General features: G+C 37.5%; 14 protein-coding genes. 13 read left to right on the top strand and 1 reads right to left on the bottom strand.

The window, feature by feature from the left end; all coding sequences use genetic code 11:
- The first annotated feature begins 33 nt into the window (after positions 1-33).
- From BN358_RS20055 to BN358_RS20040, 4 genes are all read left to right on the top strand, one after another.
- Positions 34-498, top strand: coding sequence for a RidA family protein (locus BN358_RS20055; RefSeq protein ID WP_019230327.1), 465 nt, complete (start codon positions 34-36; stop codon positions 496-498).
- A gap of 2 nt (positions 499-500) precedes the next feature.
- The gene (locus BN358_RS20050; protein WP_019230326.1) at positions 501-1,250 is read left to right on the top strand and encodes a creatininase family protein; all 750 of its coding nucleotides are present in this window, start codon (positions 501-503) and stop codon (positions 1,248-1,250) included.
- A gap of 78 nt (positions 1,251-1,328) precedes the next feature.
- Positions 1,329-1,553: a hypothetical protein gene (locus tag BN358_RS20045; protein ID WP_019230325.1), complete on the top strand. Its 225-nt coding sequence runs from the start codon at positions 1,329-1,331 to the stop codon at positions 1,551-1,553.
- Positions 1,534-1,845 (top strand): YbjQ family protein, encoded by a 312-nt coding sequence (locus BN358_RS20040; protein ID WP_019230324.1) that lies wholly within the window; start codon positions 1,534-1,536, stop codon positions 1,843-1,845. Before BN358_RS20045 ends, BN358_RS20040 begins: the two co-directional genes overlap by 20 nt.
- A gap of 634 nt (positions 1,846-2,479) precedes the next feature.
- Here the strand turns inward: BN358_RS20040 and nhaC are convergent.
- Positions 2,480-3,889, bottom strand: a complete 1,410-nt coding sequence (gene nhaC, locus BN358_RS20035) for a Na+/H+ antiporter NhaC (RefSeq protein ID WP_019230323.1) — start codon at positions 3,887-3,889, stop codon at positions 2,480-2,482.
- 174 nt (positions 3,890-4,063) lie between these two features.
- Between nhaC and BN358_RS20030 the strand changes: the two genes are divergently transcribed.
- The 9 genes from BN358_RS20030 to BN358_RS19990 all read left to right on the top strand — a co-directional run bounded on the left by BN358_RS20030 (position 4,064) and on the right by BN358_RS19990 (position 19,676).
- Positions 4,064-4,654, top strand: coding sequence for an L-2-amino-thiazoline-4-carboxylic acid hydrolase (locus BN358_RS20030; RefSeq protein ID WP_019230322.1), 591 nt, complete (start codon positions 4,064-4,066; stop codon positions 4,652-4,654).
- A 166-nt stretch (positions 4,655-4,820) separates the two neighbouring features.
- Positions 4,821-5,558, top strand: a complete 738-nt coding sequence (locus BN358_RS20025; protein ID WP_019230321.1) for a GntR family transcriptional regulator — start codon at positions 4,821-4,823, stop codon at positions 5,556-5,558.
- A 111-nt stretch (positions 5,559-5,669) separates the two neighbouring features.
- Positions 5,670-6,767 carry an ABC transporter ATP-binding protein gene (locus BN358_RS20020; protein WP_019230320.1) on the top strand — a complete coding sequence of 366 codons (1,098 nt, stop codon included), beginning with the start codon at positions 5,670-5,672 and terminating at the stop codon, positions 6,765-6,767.
- A gap of 10 nt (positions 6,768-6,777) precedes the next feature.
- Positions 6,778-7,650, top strand: a complete 873-nt coding sequence (locus BN358_RS20015) for an ABC transporter permease (RefSeq protein ID WP_019230319.1) — start codon at positions 6,778-6,780, stop codon at positions 7,648-7,650.
- Entirely contained in the window at positions 7,650-8,477 is an 828-nt protein-coding gene (locus BN358_RS20010; protein ID WP_019230318.1) for an ABC transporter permease, read from the top strand. Before BN358_RS20015 ends, BN358_RS20010 begins: the two co-directional genes overlap by 1 nt.
- A complete protein-coding gene (locus BN358_RS20005) occupies positions 8,474-9,538 on the top strand; it encodes a spermidine/putrescine ABC transporter substrate-binding protein (RefSeq protein ID WP_019230317.1) in 1,065 nt (354 codons plus the stop codon). Before BN358_RS20010 ends, BN358_RS20005 begins: the two co-directional genes overlap by 4 nt.
- 25 nt (positions 9,539-9,563) lie before the next feature.
- Entirely contained in the window at positions 9,564-10,559 is a 996-nt protein-coding gene (locus tag BN358_RS20000; protein ID WP_019230316.1) for an SIS domain-containing protein, read from the top strand.
- A 132-nt stretch (positions 10,560-10,691) separates the two neighbouring features.
- The gene (gene frlD / locus BN358_RS19995; protein WP_019230315.1) at positions 10,692-11,489 is read left to right on the top strand and encodes a fructoselysine 6-kinase; all 798 of its coding nucleotides are present in this window, start codon (positions 10,692-10,694) and stop codon (positions 11,487-11,489) included.
- Positions 11,490-11,984: 495 nt separating this feature from the next.
- A complete protein-coding gene (locus BN358_RS19990) occupies positions 11,985-19,676 on the top strand; it encodes an S-layer homology domain-containing protein (protein WP_019230314.1) in 7,692 nt (2,563 codons plus the stop codon).
- Positions 19,677-19,735: the final 59 nt, after the last annotated feature.

Genomic DNA, 19,735 nt, shown 5'->3' with positions numbered 1-19,735 from the left:
AACTTAATATATTATAAATGAAAGGGTGATTTTATGGCAATTATTGAACAAAATCTTTATGAACTTGGAATTGAGCTTCCGCCATTAAACAAACCGGTGGCTAATTATGTGGGAGTTCGAAAAACCGGAAATTTGCTTTATCTTTCTGGTACCGGACCTGTTGTAGAAGGAAAAATTCTGTATCATGGAAAGCTTGGTAAGGAACTTAACAAGGAAGATGGTTATTTGGCTGCAAGAATTTCTGCCATAAATATGCTTAGCATATTAAAAAATGAGCTGGGTGACTTGGACAAGGTTGAGAAGATAATAAGTCTGCAGGGTTTTGTGGCATGCAGTGACGAATTTTATGACCAGCCCTATGTAATCAATGGTGCATCTGATTTATTTGTTGAAGTGTTTGGTGAGGCTGGCAAACATACACGAGCAGCACTGGGAACTAATGTTCTTCCTTTTAATACTCCGGTTGAAATTTTAATGGTTGTTCAAATAAAGGAGTAGTTATGATAAAAAGAGATTATCAGTTAAAATACATGTCCTGGCCCCAGATTAAAAATAAAATTGACAGCGGATGTGATACTGTAATAATTGTTTTAGCATCCACGGAACAGCATGGTCTGCATTTGGCGGAATGCACTGATGAAATAATAGGTCTAGGATTTGCATGCGGTCTGGCTGAAAGACTAAAAAATGCCTTGGTAGCACCACCGATAATACCGGGATTATCAGAACATCATCTGGCTTTGCCTGGAAGCCTTTCATTGAAGAAAGATGTTTTCAGAGGAATAGCTAGAGATTATGTTGATTGTTACATAAGACATGGTTTTAAAAAGTTCATTTTTATATCCTCTCATGGAGGAAATATGCAGGAAACAAAGACAATTGTTGAAGAATTGCAAGCTGCACATCCTGATAAGCTTTTAAGAAATACACTTTCGTTAGAGTTTCTGATGAAGCTTTTTTCGTCATTTGAAAAGCAATACAATATGCCTGTTGGAAGCTGCGGCGGCCATGCATGTGCATTCGAGACTTCAGTGATGCTTTATCTGGAGCCGGAGCTGGTAAACATGGAAGAAGCCAAGGCAGGTTTTGTAGGAACACCCGACAAAGAATTTTTGGATAATATGTTTAAGTATGGAATAGTAGGAGTATCAGAAATTGGTGTCATTGGTGATCCAACTGTGGCAAATGCAGAACTGGGAGAAAAGTTTTTCAATGCAGTATTGGATGAGATGGAAAAGTGCTTAATATAATTAATAACTTCTTATGGATTCAATTGAACGCGTATTGTTTCTTTTCAAAAATGGGGTATAATAAGATGAGGTGATAAAATGCACACAAAAAAGATGATTGCACCCATTGTGATAACCATAGTTGTTGTATTGTACTTTATTGGATTTGTATTTTTATTTGCATTTGATGACAGCATGCCTTTGCTAATTAAAATATTGGGTCTTGCTATCCCTTTGCTGTTAGCGGGTGCTTGTGTATACGTTCTTGTTGAGCGAATTAAAGAAATAAGGAGTGGTGAGGAAGATGATATTAGTAAATACTGATTACATTACAGGAAAAGAGTTTGAAATGCTGGGCCTTGTTAAAGGAAGTACCATCCAGTCAAAAAACATCGGCCGTGATATTACCCAAGGTTTAAAGACTCTGATTGGGGGCGAACTAGTTGCATATAATGAAATGATGAATGATGCAAGAGCTATTGCAACAAAGCGTATGGTTGCTGAAGCAGAAGAGCTGCATGCAGACGCCGTTATCAATATCAGATATGCTTCTTCAGCAGTTATGCAGGGTGCAGCCGAAGTAATAGTTTATGGCACGGCGGTTAAATTTAAGTGAGAAACTTAAAATGATTTGGAACGCATATGCTGAATACGTTGGTTAAATTCACACTAAAACCAGGGGTAGAAATTTATGTGCGCGCAGCATCCGGATGCTCATTATAATGCAACTGATGATGGTGTGCATGCGAGATAGAAGTTTTTGGAATAAATGAAATAAAAAACAAGTAAATTGGACTAGACGTAGGGGACTGTTCTTCCCGACCAACTAAGAAAAGCTGGTCAGAAAGAACAGTCCCCACTGGCAGAAACGGAAACCAAGGAGCTTCAAGAGAATTTTATGCCCTACAGAATATGTGGGCCAACCTAAAACAATTTATGTGGACATAACTTTTGGCTATGCTTTGCACGCCTCGGACTATACTATGGTATTTAGGCTGGATGATTACTTATCGCTATCCAAACACCAGGCAGGAAAATTCTGTGTTGAAGTGATAGAATTTACAACTGGAAGTCAATCTTTATGAAAAAAATCTAATAATTGATTTTAAATCATATTATCAGATTTTTTTATACCTTATTATAATGCACTTACGTATCAGTAGCTGTTGGAATGGCATGGCATTTTTGAATTGACCTAAATATGTATAAATTCAGAAGATAGGTTAAATTTTATCGATAATTTCTTATTACTAATTATTTTTTGAAATAAATAAACCTGTATAACCAAATGTTATAGCAAATATTACACTCATATAACACATAATAGCCCACGGTAAATATTCTAATGTTGATACGCCCAAGGTTGTTGCCATATATGTTCCGGCTATAGACCATGGAACTAATGGAACAACGCAAGTACCGGAGTCTTCTAATGTTCTGGATAAATTTTTAGGATGCAATCCTTTTTCTTTATATAATTCTCTAAACATCTCACCAGGGATTAATATAGCCAAATAAGAACTACCAGTTACGATGGCCATTAAAATACATGATAACGATGTAGATAGTATTAAGTCACCTGTTGATTTTACATATTTCATAATATTCTCAAGAATGACTTCCATAGAACCAGATTTACTAACAATACCAGCAAAAGCGAAAGTTGTTAGTATTAATAGAACAGTTCCCATCATACCTACCATACCGCCACGATTTAATAAAGTAGTAATTTCTTTAATGACATTTGCACTATCGAATCCAGTAGAATTAACCATAGAAACATTAAAACCATTTAAAATAGCTGTAAATACATTCTTTACTGAAAAGTTCTGTATTAGAATACCCAATAATGCAGCTACTGTAGAAGATAAAAGCATTATTGGAATTGTAGGTTTCTTCTTGTACGCACCATATAAAATTATTACAGGTGGTAACAGTAATAGTATATTCCAATTAAACATGATATCTAAAGTTGTGAGCATAATTAGGACCTTTTCAGGACTAGATATTGATGAATTTGAAGTATTAAGTCCGATTATTAAATATACTATAAGACCTAAAATTGTCCCTGCACCAGTTGTGTATAACATATGCTTTATATGTTCATATAGTTCACTACCGGCAGCCACAGGAGCAAGGATTGTTGTATCCGAAAATGGAGATAATTTATCACCGAAGACAGAGCCGGCTACAACTGCACCGGCAACAGGAGCTAGAGGTACATTAAGCGCAATAGCAATCCCCATTACAGCTACTCCAGCTGTACCGGCAGATCCAAATGAAGTTCCCGTAAAAGTAGATATAAGCGCTGTTACTAGAAAAGCCGTAGCTAATAAATATTTAGGATTAATAACTTGAATACCATAATAAATCATCATTGGAATAGTTCCGGAAACCATCCAAGAACCAATGAGTGCTCCAACACATATCATAACAAAAATTGAAGTTAAGGAACTATTAACTTTTTCACTAATACCATCCATCATGTCATTCCAAGTCAGTCCTAACCTCTTGCCAACCATAGCTGCGATAAAAGCTGCAATAAGTAGCAGTACTTGTATTGGTAACTTCATTTTACCATAACCAATTCCAAGAATAAGGAGCATTGAAAAAATAGGTATGATTGCTTCTTTAAAAGTAGGTTTTCTTTTTATATTCACACAAAACCCTCCCAATTTATATTTTAATTATATATATGAAAGTTTATTACAAAAAATGATTTAGTAATAATAATTAAAACACTAAATAAGATGGTATTAGTGGTATATATTATATAAATTAGCGGTAAGCATTATAATATATGCAATAAATAAATTACAAAGCGAGGTATAAATATGAAAGAAGAAAATAATGAAGTTAAATATTTTGTTGATAGTTTAAAACTAGAAGAAGATGTAAAACTAGAAGAATTTCATGAAGCTGTAAAAAGTGCCTACATGGATAGAACAACTCAAATTTTTTTTATTTGGAAAAAATTAAAAGAATTATATCCGGATATTGATGCAAATAAAGTTATAAGAGAAGGTTCTTGGGACTTCGGTTTATTTCAAGGAAATCAAATTGCAAAAAAATATGGTGCTGAAAATATAGGGCCAAAGGAAGCTATTATAGGTCAAACATCAAAAGGTGGCTGGCTAGTATTTCAACAAGAAATTACGGAATTTACTGACGACAAAGCAATTAAAGTCTTTCATAATTGTCCCCATGTTGAAGCACTGGAAAGATTAGGAGTTTCCAAAGAATTACAAAAAGAGTTTTGCAGAGATATGTTAGGTCATTGTGACTATGCGATTTGTTATCCTTTTCCAAATGTTGAAATAAGTTTTCCAACCACAGTTGCAGATGGTGAAGGTAATGGATGTGCTATGACAATAACGAGAATTAAAAATAAGGAAGAGCAAGGGTGCAGAAGATCATCTTTTTAGATGGGCTAATAACGTCCCGATTGACATGCATCGACCAAATAAAAGGCGGTTTTTCAACATTTTTGATGGCTGCCTTTAAAAATTTCCTTGCAAGTGTTATACTGTTGTGCTACTATTAATATAGTGGTATATACAAGTATACCACGCTATGAAAGGATAAAACCATATGAAAAACAATTCATATATTCCTCCGGTATATATTCAAATCAAGGATATTCTCATTGAAAAAATAAATTCCGGAGAGCTTAAGAGCGGTTGTCAGCTTCCATCTGAAAGAGATATAAGTAATACATACAACATAAGCAGAATGACTGCAAGGAATGCTTTAACTCAGCTTGTGGATTTGGGGTACGCTTACAGAGTAAAAGGCAAGGGTACTTTTGTGAGGCTTCCAAATTTTGAAAGAGACTTTGTTAAGCTCAGTGGTTTTTCGCAAATGCTTAGGTCCAAGGGTATCAAGCCAAGCAATAAGGTAGTGAAATCCGGCATAATTGAAGCAGATAAAAAAGTTGCTTCGCTGCTTGAAACTACAATCGGCACAAAGGTTTATGAAATAGTGCGTATAAGGTATGGAGACGATATACCTCTTGCCATGGAATATTCTTATTTGCCAGTGAGTCTTTTTGATAACCTACTTCAGTATGACTTTGAAAACAATTCCTTGTACAAGGTTATTGAAGAAGTGTACAACCATAAATTTAAATATTCCAAGCAGTGGATAAAAATAACTACTTTATATAAAAATGAAGCCAGAATGTTGGATGTTATTGAACATACACCTGCATTCTTGTTAGAATCGATTTCTTACGATATGGATGAAAGAGTAGTAGAAGCCACAAGGTCATTGAACATAGGAGACAGGACCACGTTTTACACAGAATTGTGGCCTAATGTTACAGTTTAAGTATAAATGCGGGATTTTTCAGTCTCCTTTACGGCAAGTGAGCTGCAGATAAATAAAAAGTACAAGTTTTAAAACAATAAAAAAGTTTAACGTTAAATTAAGAGGTGAAATATGTCTGATTCTGTTGTAACTTCAGTATTGCCTGATTCTATTGTGTCATTAATAGATGTTGAAAAAAGTTTCGGAAAAAACAAGGTTGTAAAAAACATGAATATTGAAATACAAGAAGGAGAATTCCTTACTCTTCTTGGACCTTCAGGATGTGGGAAAACCACAACACTTCGAATGATTGCTGGTTTTGAAGAAGCTTCTTGTGGAACTATCAAGGTTCAGGGAGTAAGTGTTGAAGATAAGGAACCTTTTGAAAGAGATGTAAATACAGTCTTTCAGAACTATGCACTTTTTCCGCACATGACGGTATTTGATAACATAGCTTATGGACTTAAAATCAGAAAAAGACCAAAAGATGAAATCACAAAAAGAGTTAATGAAATGCTGGATCTTGTCCAGCTAAAGGGATATGAAAACAGGAAGCCTGATGCGCTTTCGGGAGGTCAGAAACAAAGAGTTGCAATTGCAAGGGCTCTTATAAATAATCCTAAGGTATTACTCCTTGATGAACCCCTTGGAGCTCTTGACCTTAAGCTTAGAAAGCAGATGCAGGTGGAACTGAAAAGACTGCAGAAGAAACTTGGAATAACATTTGTATATGTAACTCATGACCAGGAAGAAGCTCTCACAATGAGTGACAGAATAGCAGTTATGAATGAAGGTATTATAGAACAGCTTGCTACACCCATAGAAATTTACAACAGGCCAATCACTAAATTTGTGGCAGGTTTCATTGGTGAATCCAATATTTTTGATGGAGAGGTAACAGGCTTAGTGGATGGAATACTAGATGTTAAAACTTCAGCCGGTACCATGAAAGTTAAAGGAGAAGGATTTCATGTGGGTGAAAGCCTCCATGTGTCCATTAGACCAGAGTATGTAAAGGTAAGTCCAGATCCTGTGGATGGTTTTAATCTAAATGGTACTATTAAAGATTTCACATACATGGGAACTGTTGTAAAAACATCTGTTGATTTGAAAGATAACACTGAAATAAAGTATTCCCGATTTGAGAAAGATGAAGATTTCCAAGAAGGAGATTCTATAAATATATACTGGAATCCGGAAAGAGCTGTTGCCATTAAGGCTTCGAAGTAGCGGAGGGCATATGAATAACAAAAATATTTTAAAGCGAAAAATGACTCTGCCTGCCTTAGCCATGGCAGGACCGGTTTCACTATGGATGATTTTATTTGTAACACTGCCTATGCTGTATATTATCTACATAAGCTTTATGTCAAGGGGAGTGTTTGGTGATGTTGTTTATGAATTTTCATTGGAAAGTTATGAGACATTGCTGGATGCCACATATTTTAAGGTAATAGTAAAATCCATAAAGGCGGCATTAATTACTACTGGGCTTTGTCTTCTCATAGGATATCCATTTGCATATTATATTGCAAAAAAACCAAAAGAAGTGGCTTCAAGGCTCATAATGCTCATAATGATTCCATTTTGGACAAACTCTCTCATGAGGCTCAACAGCTGGCTTTTATTGTTTCAGACAAGCGGACCTGTAAATAAGGTTCTTCTTAGCACAGGTTTCATAGATACACCAATGAGCTTTGTATATACTGATGGTCTTGTATTGGTTGGTATGATAACGACCATGCTTCCATTTGCTGTGCTTCCCATGTACAGCTCAATTGAAAAATTAAGCAATTCGCTTTTGGAAGCATCGGCGGATCTTGGTGCTTCAAGGCGTACCACATTTTTTAATATAACGCTACCGCTTACATTTCCGGGAATATTCTCATCAATAATACTGGTATTCATACCTTCTCTGGGAATATATACCGTAACTGACATGCTTGGGGGAGGAAAAGTATTATATATAGGAAATATTATAAAAAACCAGTTTGGGGCAATAAGAAACTGGCCTCTTGGAGCTGCTCTTTCAGTACTACTGATTGTTATAACAGGACTGCTCATTTTTATCTATACCAGATTTGCAAATATTGAAGACATGGAGGTGGTATAATGAGTATTTCAAAAAAACAAAAGAGAAAAAAATTTGAAGATACAATAGGAGCAATTTATTCAATTGCAATATATACCATACTTTATATTCCGGTAGTTGTGATGATGATATTTTCATTTAACAACCAGAGATACAACTATTACTGGAATGGCTTCACAACCCAGTGGTATTCAAAATTATTCACTAACTCTGCTGTAATCGGAAGTCTTTGGTATTCAATAGTAATTGCAGTATTGGCAACCGTAATTTCTGTTGCCATAGGCACAATTGGAGCATTGGGATTAAAAAAATATGAATTCAGAGGAAAGAAATTCATAAACAATATGCTGTACATACCTATAATAGTTCCTGAAATTGTTATGGCTGTTGCACTTCTTATTATATTTATGAAAATAGGACTTGCTCTAGGAATGGGAACCATATTAATAGGTCACTGCACATTCTGTATTCCTTATGCGGTAGTTACTATCAAAGGCCGTATAAGCGGTGATGGTTACAGCCTGGAGGAAGCATCCATGGATCTTGGAGCCAACAGAATTCAGACATTTTTAAATGTTACTCTTCCCAGCATTATGCCGGGAGTAATGAGTGCAGCTTTTCTGTCATTTACTCTTTCAATAGATGATGTTGTCATGAGTAATATGCTTGCAGGAGCAAAAAATTCAACATTGCCGGTTTTGATTCTCTCAATGAACAAGTCAGGGGTTACTCCTGATGTTAATGCACTCACCACAATCATGATTCTAGTCATTGTATTAGCAATGATTTTGAATAATTTAATTAAATATGCGTTGAAAAAACGCAACAAGGCGGAGGCAACAATATGAAAAAAATTATTTCCATTCTATTGACCATGGTTTTAATCATGGGGCTTTTTACAGGCTGTGGAGGAACTAAGACGGGTTCAACTGTAGAAAGCGGCAAGGCAGCTCCAAGCACAGAGCTGAATATTTATATGTGGCAGCAATACATATCAGACGATTTAATAGCAAAATTTGAAAAAGAAAACAATGCAAAAGTAAATTTGTCCTACATGAGTGACAATGCAGATGCTATTACAAAGCTAACGGCAGGCGGAGGACAAGAGTATGACCTTATAATGACATGTGATGCTTATATGGAATCACTTGTAGAAGGCGGATATGTTGAGAAGATAAACTTTGAAAACATACCTAATGCTTCAAACATCAATGAAGCATACTGGACTGCAAAAGAATACTGCGTACCATATCTTATGAACTATATTTATGTAGTTTATAACAAGGATACAAGCCCTGTTGAAATCAAAAGCTACAATGACCTTATAAACCCAGCATTGAAGGGACAAATAGCTACAATAGACGGAGCCAGAAACCTGTTTCCTATAGCACTTGTTGCCCTTGGATATGATCCTAACTCAACAGATGAAAAAGAAATAGCAGAAGCATATGAATGGCTTGTAAAATATAATGAAAATGTTGTAGCATACGGAAATGCTGAACAAAACCTAACAAACGGAACTGCATCTGTGGCATTTACGTATGATGGAAATGCTTCATGGGCTATGTCAGAGCTTGGAGATAAAAATAATCTTGTAATAGCTGATTTTGAAAAAGATCCGGTACAGCTTGGTTTTGACCTTTATGTAGTGCCAAAGGGAGCTAAGCATGTGGACCTTGCAGAAAAATTCTTAAACTACATCACAGATCCTAAAGTTATGGCTGCAAACCTGATAGAATATCCATATTCATGTCCAAATGATGCTGCAGTTGAAGCAGCTTCAGATGCGTACAAAAATGACCCTGCAAGAGATTTTGACTATAAACAAAATGTATTTTTCCAGGAAGATGTTGGGGAAGCAATTACAATATACAATGACTATTATCAAAAATTAAAAGTTGGGGAATAAATTAAAAGCTTAGGAGAACAAAGTAATGTTAAAATTTGACGAACAAAAACAGCTGGACAGCGTAAATGGTGCATTGGCTATTAGAGGTGAAATAGAATCTATTGTGGATGGAATATGTCAAAAAGGATATAAAAACATCTGTTGGCTTGGTATAGGCGGTACATATGCATCCTGCCTGCAGGCTGAAGTGCATATGAAGGAACAATCAGCAATAAACTTCTTTGTTGAAAACGCAGCAGAATACATAAAAACCGGAAACAAAAAGGTAGGAGAAGGCACAGTAGTAGTTATATCTTCTGTTACAGGAAGCACATCAGAAATGGTTGACGGAGTAAAAAAGGCTCAGGATGCCGGTGCCAAAGTAATTGGCTTTGTTGATTATCCAGATACTAAACTTGCCAAAATGGTAGATTATCTTATTTCATATCCTAAAAATGAGCAGCTCAAATTTTTCATGGTAGCTGACAGATTCATGTACAATGCAGGAGAATTTGATGAGTACCATGAGCTTTATGCTGAGCTTGATGGACATCTTGCCCGCGGTCTTGTAGAAGTTGAAAAAGCAGCCGATGAACTTGGCGAGAGCATAGCAAGAAAGCATATGAATGACAGCATACATTATTTTGTTGGAGCAGGAAATCAGTATGGAGCAACATACTCCTATGCAATGTGCTTCTGGGAAGAGCAGCACTGGATTAGAACAAAATCCATTCACAGTGCAGAATTTTTCCATGGAATGTTTGAAATCATTGACAGAGACACTGCTGTCACAGTATTCATAGGAGAAGATTCCCAAAGAGCACTCAGTGAAAGGGTTGCAAAATTTTTACCCAGAGTATGTGCGAACTATAATATAATTGATACAAAGAATTATGAAATGAAGGGGATAAGTGAAAAATTCAGAGGACATCTTTCTCATCTATTAATGAGAGCAATAACCACAAGAATAGATGTTCATATAGAAAAACTTAACTGTCATCCTATGGAAATAAGAAGGTACTACAGACAGCTTGATTATTAATAGCTGATTCTGCTAAATTAAAGATGCAGGCTGTTTCTAAATTTTGAAGCAGTCTGTTTTTTACAATGAACCTCTCTTTATGCAAGAAGAGCAATAGAAGATTTAAAAAAATTACAGAGAGTTGAGGAAATTATGGATAAAGAAATAAAAATAGCTGCAGTTGGGGACAACTGCATGGACGTTTATGACAGCACAGGCGAGGCTTTTCCCGGCGGAAATCCTGTTAATGTTGCTGTTTATGTGAAAAGGATGGGTGGAAACTCATCATACACAGGTGTTGTAGGAACTGATGAAAATGGCAAAATTATGATTGAAGCCATAAAAGCAAAAGGTGTAGACACATCACATATTAGAATATTAAATGGCAAGACTGCAGTAACACATGTTGAACTAAAAGATGGCGACAGAATATTAGGGGAGTATGAAGAAGGTGTTATGGCAGATTTCAAGCTAAGAGAAGAAGATATAGAATTTTTGTGCAGCCATGATCTTGTTGTAACCGGAATATGGGGAATGATTGAGTCAGAGCTTCATAAAATCAAGGGAAGAGGTGTACCTGTAGCCTTTGATTTTGCAGATAAAATCGACCATGAAATTACACACAAGGCTTTACCATTTGTTGATTACGCATTTTTTTCCTGTGACAGCAAGAGTAACGAAGAGTTGCATGAATTTATGAAGTTTGTTAAATCTAAAGGTCCCCGTGTTGTAGTTGTTACAAGAGGAGAAAGAGGCAGCATTGCTTATGATGGCAATGAATTCACTGAGTTTGGAATAGTAAAATGTGAAGTAGTAGACAGCATGGGAGCTGGGGACAGTTACATAGCGGGATTTCTTTTAGGTCTCCTGGAAGGAAAAACAATTTTAGAGTGCATGAAAAAAGGTGCCCAAAGCAGTGCTGAAACCATAGGCTACTACGGCGCTTGGTAGTGAAGGACAAGGGATGACAAGGACGGGGTTGTTGTCATCTCAAAGACTGCACTTCTACAGGATATGGTCGAAGGATTTCTCATTTCCTGTTATCGTATTATTGGCTGAAAATATACAACAATATTTTTTGAGATGGATTGACTTGGCATTCATTTCGTATTAAAATAGAAAGAAAATATTGCCATTTAATTCCATTATTTTGAGTTGAATTGTATGGAGCTTTCGACAGATAGTCAGACATTGGAAAATAAATTCCGTGTCTTTTTTTATACCTGAAATCATAACATTCATAGCAGTCACAATAATTACATACTTTAATAATGCAGATCATTGTTGAAAACCTTCGTAAGGTACATGCTTCATGCTTCTTTACTGTAAGAAAACGTTAACAAAATAATATGCACTTACAGGCAGATTTCATGCACAAGTTTAAGAGTTAATTTTCATATAGCATTATATTTTTAGTCAAATATATTTTCAAGAAGGAGGAGAATTATGACAAAAAATGCTAAAAGACGGATCAGCCTGATGCTGTGTGCATTAATGATTATAACGCTGATACCCATATCCTCTGTACCCGCAGCAGCGGAGGAAGTAACAGGTACTGCAGAAATGAACGCACTTAATGCATTGGGAATTGATACGGAGGAAGCACCGGAGGGCTTTGACCCTACCAGCACATCAAATCCCTATGGCAGGGACCATGTAACTGTCAACATGGTCAGCGAGGTTCTTTTAACCGGCTCAACAAAGGAAACGTTGGCAGCCACAACAACATCATCAACAATAACTGGTATTCCTAACAATGAAGATGATGATGCCACAATAACAACAACCACAGAAAGCACAATGACAACTTATTACATTAACTCTACATTGTACGGTGACGGTTATAAGACAAAGGGTGGAAATGTTGCAGGCATATTTGCAACCAACAAAAAAGAACTGATAAAAACCTCTATGGGTACTGAAGATGTGCAGAACATTACTATAGAAACAACGCATACAAGTCCTTCTGCAATAACAACCACAACATCATCTTCAATTACAGTATTGGAGCCGGTGGATCTTTCAGTTGTTGCAGCTTCATCTACAGCAAGAGGAAACTTCAATGGAAACGAAGATGGACAAGAGGCTCAGGTTGCTATGGTAAGTACAAACAAGCTTGCTCCTGACGGTGGACTGTATCTGTCATTTGGAGAGTACAGCGACAGTTTGGATTCAACATATGGATACTTCGGAGCACCAAAGGTAATACTCAGTCCTTCCCAGTACATAGGAAATGGAGGAGGAGACGGCCCTAAACCTATAAGTGAAGATTTTGCAAACAACCCATACTTAATGCAAAATTATCTGAAAGTGTCTGCAGGGGATTACGACAATGACGGAACAGATGAAGTTGCTGTTTTTGTACCGTCCAAAGGAAATTCTCGCATAGAAATCTACAAGCTTAAAACAAAGAGCCTAAGCTCCGACAGTCTTGAGTATTTCGGAAATCCTTTAAATTGGGAAGCTATTTGGACATATTCTCTCAGTGAGGTAGATTATGTGTCAAACATGGTATCCTTAACATCAGAAGACTTCAATGAGGATGGTGTTGATGACCTTGCAATAGCATGGGGATATTATTACGGTCCTAATGCCAAGAAAGGCGGAACTGCAGCTGTTCTTTTCGGTTCTGAAAGTTCAATGCTTCAGCATAGTACTACATTCCCGCTGAGATACGGAGATACTGATATAGTTCGTGCAGCCTTTACATATGGTGATGTAATAGGTGACGGCAGTGGCCAGTTGATTCTTGGAGGGCAGCTTAATTCTGACATAGAAATAAATAATCTGAACTCCAGATTTATTGCAGTCTATAATTGGGATGGCACATCTTTCAAGCAGACTATGGCCAACAACTACGATCTTTATGAAAAATCTACTTCAGGAGGTACAACCACATATAAATATGCTAATCTTGGTATAAGCGGCAGCTACAAGTTTTTGTCAAAGCCTTATTGTGTATCTAATATGGCAGTTATATCAAGAGGGCTGAGTGAACCGGCAATGTTGTATTTTGACAGCCTTCAGTTTACTTACGGTGATGACGGCCTTTCGCTTACAGGGGTTCTTGATCGAAAAACAGGTGCTTCAACGGATTTTGCTGAATATGGCGCTCAGTCAGGAGACATGATTGGTTTAGGATATGACACATTGTTCAACATGCAGTGTGAACTTCCTCAGATTAAGGCTATAGAACCTTCGAATTTTTTAGACTGGATACGCTACATATTATATGGAACTGTACACACTGTAGATGTGCCAGCCGCAACTTATTTCAATGCTATTGACTACAACAAAAGTTCAACTTTTACAAGCCGTCTAAATGTTGATCACTCCACATCACTGTGTCTTCCAAACACAGATTTAGACACATCAGTTCTTAAATATACAGGTGTCCACTATTTCAGGTATACAGATCCAAAGGTTTTGGCAGTTCTTGCTTCACCGCCATACTTCAAAGATCTTTTGGGAAGGGATGACTTATCAGGAAGCTATGGAGAGTCAGAAACATCTTATTCCAGCAGTGAAGGTGGATCAGATGGTGTCATAGGCCATGCTTCAATAAATGCCGGAGTATATGCCAGCATGGAACAGGATATTTCAGTATTTGGAGTTAAAATTGGATCGGTTGAGGCTGAGCTCGCTTTTCATGCTGAATTTACATGGGAAACAAAATATGCAACTGAGCTTAACCAGACTATTGAGTTCCAGACAACACCGGGAGAAGACACAGTAGCACTTTATTCCATACCAATGGAAATATATGAATATGAAGCAACTATGCTTGACAGTGAAACAGGCGAATTTGTAACTCAGGTAATGTCCGTCAATGTACCTCACATAGCAGCAGTTACTGTTATGCCAGTGGAAAAATACAATATGATTGCAGAGAACTTTAATATATTACAACCTGTTGACAAAACCATACTCAGCCATACACTTGGAGAACCTTCCAGTTATCCATCCAGCGCTGATGGCTACAATGATGCTGTAGTATATGACGGAGACTGGTCAGCTGTGGGATACACTTCTACCGAAGGTGGAACCAGTATTAAACAGGAAATTGAAATGACCTCTGAATGGGAAAACAGTTTTGAATTGTCAGTGGGCATGGATTACAAATCCGGTGCAGGACTGGGCGGTGTAGTAACCGGCTTCACCGTTGGCGGTGAAATAGGAGCAGGCTATGTCATGGTTTCTACAGAAGGAAGCACTTTCTCAGGATCATTGCAGAGCATGCCTTCGGAAGCCGAAGAATTTGGATACTACCATGTATGGAAGGTGTTCTACTACAAATATTCCAACGGAGAAGTGGAGTTTCCTGTAGTGTCATACCTTGTAACAGATGTTTCTGCCCCTTCACCTTTGCCAGAAGATTTCGAGCAGGATATTGAAAAAACAACTGATACACAAATAGCCTTAAGATGGAGCTACGATAAGGTTGTTTCAGGATTCCAGATTTACCGTTACTATGAATTCCCTGAAGGTTCGGGAAGCTATGAGCTCCCATTCGTAAGCATGAAGGACGGAGAGTATGACAGCAACACAGGCAAATGGTACTTTGAATTCATTGATTCGGGGCTGTCACCTTATTCAGATTACAGTTATCAGATACAGACTGTTCGTTCCTACGTTCCTGTTAGAAGCATCAAGAGCGAAGTGGAGACATTCAGAACAAAATCAGATGTGGGATATCCAGAGCTTTCTCTTTACAGCACAACCGATCCTGGATTCAATACTGCAGAAAATGAACGATCACTTAATATTTTCCCGGATTCTACAAATACAGTATACACCATAGTTGCCAACAGAGCTGATTATCCTGAGGGAGTCAACTATCAGTGGCAGAAGGTTGTAAACGGCAAATGGACAGATATTCTGGGCAAAAATTCAAGCTACATAACATTCTCAGGCTCAGGGGAATCAGATGAAGGTACCTACAGATGCAGAACCAATGTGATTTACTATGATTCTTCGAGAGGTGATAGATACTATATTTCCTCATATACAGAAAGCTTTAATGCTTTGTACAGCAAGAGAGAGCCCATAGTTTCCGATGTTGGAGGATTTACAGCAGGTGTGGATGCATCAAATATTCCTGTAATATCACTGACACTGGAATCAGCAAATATGAACCACCGTGCAGCTCCTACCGGAAATGTTGTATTTAATATTAACGGAGCAAATTATGCAAAGAGCTACACTGTCGAGCTTAAAACTAGTGAAACCAGATATTCTACAGCTGTTCTTGACGGAAGTATTAAAAATTCAGCAGGTTTATCCGTAGCAACAGCTCTTCCTGAAGGTGTATATGAAGTAACGGCCGATTACAGCGGAAGCAGGGTTTTTAAAACTCTTTCAGTAAAAGATGAAAAGGCAATACCAATGCTTGCAGGACAAGAAGGATACAGATTAGGTCTGACTAAGTCAGGTAAGGCAGAAACAACATTTATGTATGGTGATATAATTAATGGAGAATTGATACATTATACTAGAGTTGACGGAGCTACAAAGGGTAATGTGGTCTCTGATGGTATAAGCTTTAAAATAATGAAAAATGGAGAGAACGGAACATGGACAGATTTATGTGGTAACACAACAGGTTTATTTGACTCTCCGGCTGTAGGAAGCTACAGGATGCTTGCAATAGAAATTTTAAGCGGTGATATTCTGGCAACAAGAGAATTTACCGTAATGCAAAAACCAGTTGCAATTAAACTTTTTGGTGAAAAAACATCTGCTACAGGAGAAGTGGAACAGCATTTACCGGTACTTTCACTGGCTGAAGGTTCTTCACTTGCCTTTAGTGAAACATTGGCTGACTTGGGTTTGTACATTAGGTATACCAACACAGCAGGCAATGAAGTTACCATGGGCAATACAAGCTACAGCGTTACTTCAATTATTAACGGCAAAACAGTAACTCAGACTATTGCAATGAAAACTCCGCCTGGAAGCTACAAAGCAACGGGAGCTCCGGTTTCAAACCAGACAGATTTAGAAAAATCAACCTGTGCTAATTACAATATAACATTTGTGACTGACACATACATAATTACAGGCACAAAATATGAAGTTAAGCTTACTTCAATACCGGTGGAAGGACGAACAGCAGGAACACTAGAAATAATTTCTCCGCAGGTAGTATCATCAACTTATGGAGCAGGTACATCGCTGACAATTCTCGCAAGACCTTACAGCGGGTATGCAGTAAAACAATGGACAGCAAGAGTAATTTCAGAAGCAGGAAATACAGTGAAAACTCAAACAGGTGGCAATACATTCTCATATACAATGAAGGATGAGCCAATTGAAATTATAGTTGAGTATATGATTCCGGATAACACCCTCACAGTAAATGCGAGCCCTCCTGAAGGCGGAACAGTTACATGGAATGACAAATACTTTACAAATGGTGCAAAGGTATCAAAGAATGCCAACATAATATTTACAGCTGTGCCTACTGCAAATCTCTATCACTTTGTAAAATGGCAGAAGGTTTACGGCGGACTTACAACAGACATATTCGATCAAACTTACAGTTTTACCATGGGAGACTACCCTACAATGTTGTATGCCATCTTTGAACGAGACAGCTATAAATTGACATTGGGAGATAATCTGACAGCATATTACATGTATGACCATGACGAAAAAAGTAATACCCCGATGGAAAAGAAATATGTCAATAGCGGTGCTTTAGTGGTTGGAGATACACAGGTGACTGTTGAGCCAAAGGTTGGGTACCAGGTTAAGTCAAATGCCACATGGAAAAAAGATTATGTTGATACATTATCTACAGGCAGCAGCTATTCATTTATTATGCTGAAGGATACAAGAATTGATGTGGAAACAGAAAATCTGTCCTACAATGTTGGGTTCAAACTCACAGAACCTGCATTTGCAAATAATAAGGTATCAATAACAGTTAATGGAGCGAAAACACTTCCGGATAAACTGACTGGCATCGAGGGAGGCTCAAAACTTGTATTTTCAGCAGAGCCGGCCTACAAGTACATCTTCAAGGAATGGAGAGTTACTCTTTGGCCATCAACGCCGGAAGAAAAAACTACTGTTTATATTAACCCTGTGTTGAACATTGATGCATTGGGAGCAAATGTAAATGTTGAAGCTGTTTTCATTGACAATACAAAATATGTGATAAATGCAGAAGTTAATTCTGGCGGTACACACGGAAAACTATGCTACGTCCTTAACAACGGTTCTGAAAAGGATGTTTTGAACAATACAGTTGAAGTATATAAAGGTGATAGTTTGAAAATTATTGCTAAACCGGATGATACTTACATGGTTGATAAGTGGTATATAGACGGAGTTGTCTTGAACACACCTGAAAAAGAATACCTGATTGAAAACATAGACAAAGTTCATGAAATTAAGGTTGATTTTAAGTCCAAAGCATATTACAAGGTTGATTACGGGGTTAATGATCCTGCCATGGGACAGATAATCACTGCAACTTCAGACGGAATCAGCTTTGTTTCAGGAAATTCAGATTTGGGAGGAGGAAGTAAATTAATGTTCACAGCCAAGCCAGCTGACGGGTACAAAGTTGAAAGCTGGACTGTGAACAACAAAATTATTCAAAACAAATACGGTGGAAATCTTATTGAAAATGTACTGAGCTTTGCTCTGGGTGAAAATTCTTCCATAGTTGTAAATTTTGTTCCTATCACATATCATACAGTCACAAAGATAAGCCCTAATGCAGTAATAACAGAAAATTATAACTTCAAGACACCAGAGGGAAATCCATGGGATAAGGCAACGGGAACATTTATAGTTAATCCCGACAGCGGTTATCGCATAACTGGATTAAATGCAGCTGGCAGCACTGTGTCAGAGTTGATTCAGCCAGGGGATAAAAACGGAAGCTGGAACATGGTGATTGGTTCAATTACAAGTGATACAACAATCACAGCAGAAACAAAGAAAATTTATCAAATTACAGCTTTTGCAAACTACGGCACTATAAATTGCGTAAACAATGCAGTAGAGGGCGAAGTAATCACATTATCAGCAGCTCCGTCCAGCGGTTATAATTTCTCTGAATGGTCTGTTAGCTACATGTCAGGCACTGAGACAAAGAAAATTGATGTAACTGCCAATAAGTTTGTGATGGTTGCTGCAGACGTATCTGTATCAGCGGTCTTCGAAAAATCTTCTGACGGCTTCATGGGAGGTGGCGGAGGAGGTGCAGTGCTTCTGCCAAATGAAATACTCATTGAAGATTTACAGTTTGCAGGAGGAAAAGTGCTGGTGACTCTCACAGATGAAAAAAATATTATCTCTGAAGAAACAAACATAAAATTAATTGAGCTTAACAAAACACTCAGCATAGTAATTGAAGGTAATGGATTCAGGATAATAATTCCTAAAGGAGCTTTAACAGACGGCGATGATGTTAATGATATAGTGCCTGATGAAATGGCTATATCCGGATATGGATGGGTTGTTTCATATATTGACAGATTCGGCAGCAAAAAAGTTGTGCCATGGTCCATATTCAGCAACGGATTGTTTGCTTTCATAGCACCGGCAGGAGGCAAGTATGAGGTGATAAATAATATTCAGAGCTTTGGTGACATTTCAGGGCACTGGGGAGAAGAACAAATCAACTTCATTACATCTCATAATCTGTTCATGGGTACTGGAGAAAATAATTTCTCGCCGGATATGAAAATGAACCGTGCGATGCTTGTTACAGTACTTCACAGACTGGACGGACTGCAAAATAAAAGAGATGTAGTTTTCACTGATATCTCAGAAGAACAATGGTATTCAGATGCAGTTTCATGGGCAGCTTCCAATAATATAGTCAGCGGATACAGCGAAGGCATATTCGGTCCCCATGACAGCATAACTAGAGAACAACTGGCAACAATACTTTACAGATACGCGATATACTTAGGATTAGATACAAGCAGCAAAGGAAGCATAACAGATTTCAATGATCAAGATAAAATTTCCGGGTATGCTCTAGATCCTATGTCCTGGGCTGTGGAAAAGGGTTTGATTACAGGATTGCCAGGCAAACTTCTAAATCCTGGAGGAAATGCAACACGTGCAGAAGTTTCGGCAATACTCATGAGATTCATCGACATGGTATTGAAATAAGCAACTAAAAAAGGGCTGTCTCAAAGTGAGGCAGCCCCTTGTCACTTGCTAAATGTGGT

The sequence above is a fragment of the Sedimentibacter sp. B4 genome (assembly GCF_000309315.1).
Classification (GTDB): Bacteria; Bacillota; Clostridia; order Tissierellales; family Sedimentibacteraceae; genus Sedimentibacter; species Sedimentibacter saalensis.
This window is presented reverse-complemented; position numbering and strand designations above follow the sequence as displayed.

Bases quoted from the DNA above. Each gene is read 5' to 3' on its own strand.
- BN358_RS20055 (WP_019230327.1), top strand. From the start codon at position 34: ATGGCAATTATTGAACAAAATCTTTATGAACTTGGAATTGAGCTTCCG.
- BN358_RS20050 (WP_019230326.1), top strand. From the start codon at position 501: ATGATAAAAAGAGATTATCAGTTAAAATACATGTCCTGGCCCCAGATT.
- BN358_RS20045 (WP_019230325.1), top strand. From the start codon at position 1,329: ATGCACACAAAAAAGATGATTGCACCCATTGTGATAACCATAGTTGTT.
- BN358_RS20040 (WP_019230324.1), top strand. From the start codon at position 1,534: ATGATATTAGTAAATACTGATTACATTACAGGAAAAGAGTTTGAAATG.
- BN358_RS20030 (WP_019230322.1), top strand. From the start codon at position 4,064: ATGAAAGAAGAAAATAATGAAGTTAAATATTTTGTTGATAGTTTAAAA.
- BN358_RS20025 (WP_019230321.1), top strand. From the start codon at position 4,821: ATGAAAAACAATTCATATATTCCTCCGGTATATATTCAAATCAAGGAT.
- BN358_RS20020 (WP_019230320.1), top strand. From the start codon at position 5,670: ATGTCTGATTCTGTTGTAACTTCAGTATTGCCTGATTCTATTGTGTCA.
- BN358_RS20015 (WP_019230319.1), top strand. From the start codon at position 6,778: ATGAATAACAAAAATATTTTAAAGCGAAAAATGACTCTGCCTGCCTTA.
- BN358_RS20010 (WP_019230318.1), top strand. From the start codon at position 7,650: ATGAGTATTTCAAAAAAACAAAAGAGAAAAAAATTTGAAGATACAATA.
- BN358_RS20005 (WP_019230317.1), top strand. From the start codon at position 8,474: ATGAAAAAAATTATTTCCATTCTATTGACCATGGTTTTAATCATGGGG.
- BN358_RS20000 (WP_019230316.1), top strand. From the start codon at position 9,564: ATGTTAAAATTTGACGAACAAAAACAGCTGGACAGCGTAAATGGTGCA.
- frlD (WP_019230315.1), top strand. From the start codon at position 10,692: ATGGATAAAGAAATAAAAATAGCTGCAGTTGGGGACAACTGCATGGAC.
- BN358_RS19990 (WP_019230314.1), top strand. From the start codon at position 11,985: ATGACAAAAAATGCTAAAAGACGGATCAGCCTGATGCTGTGTGCATTA.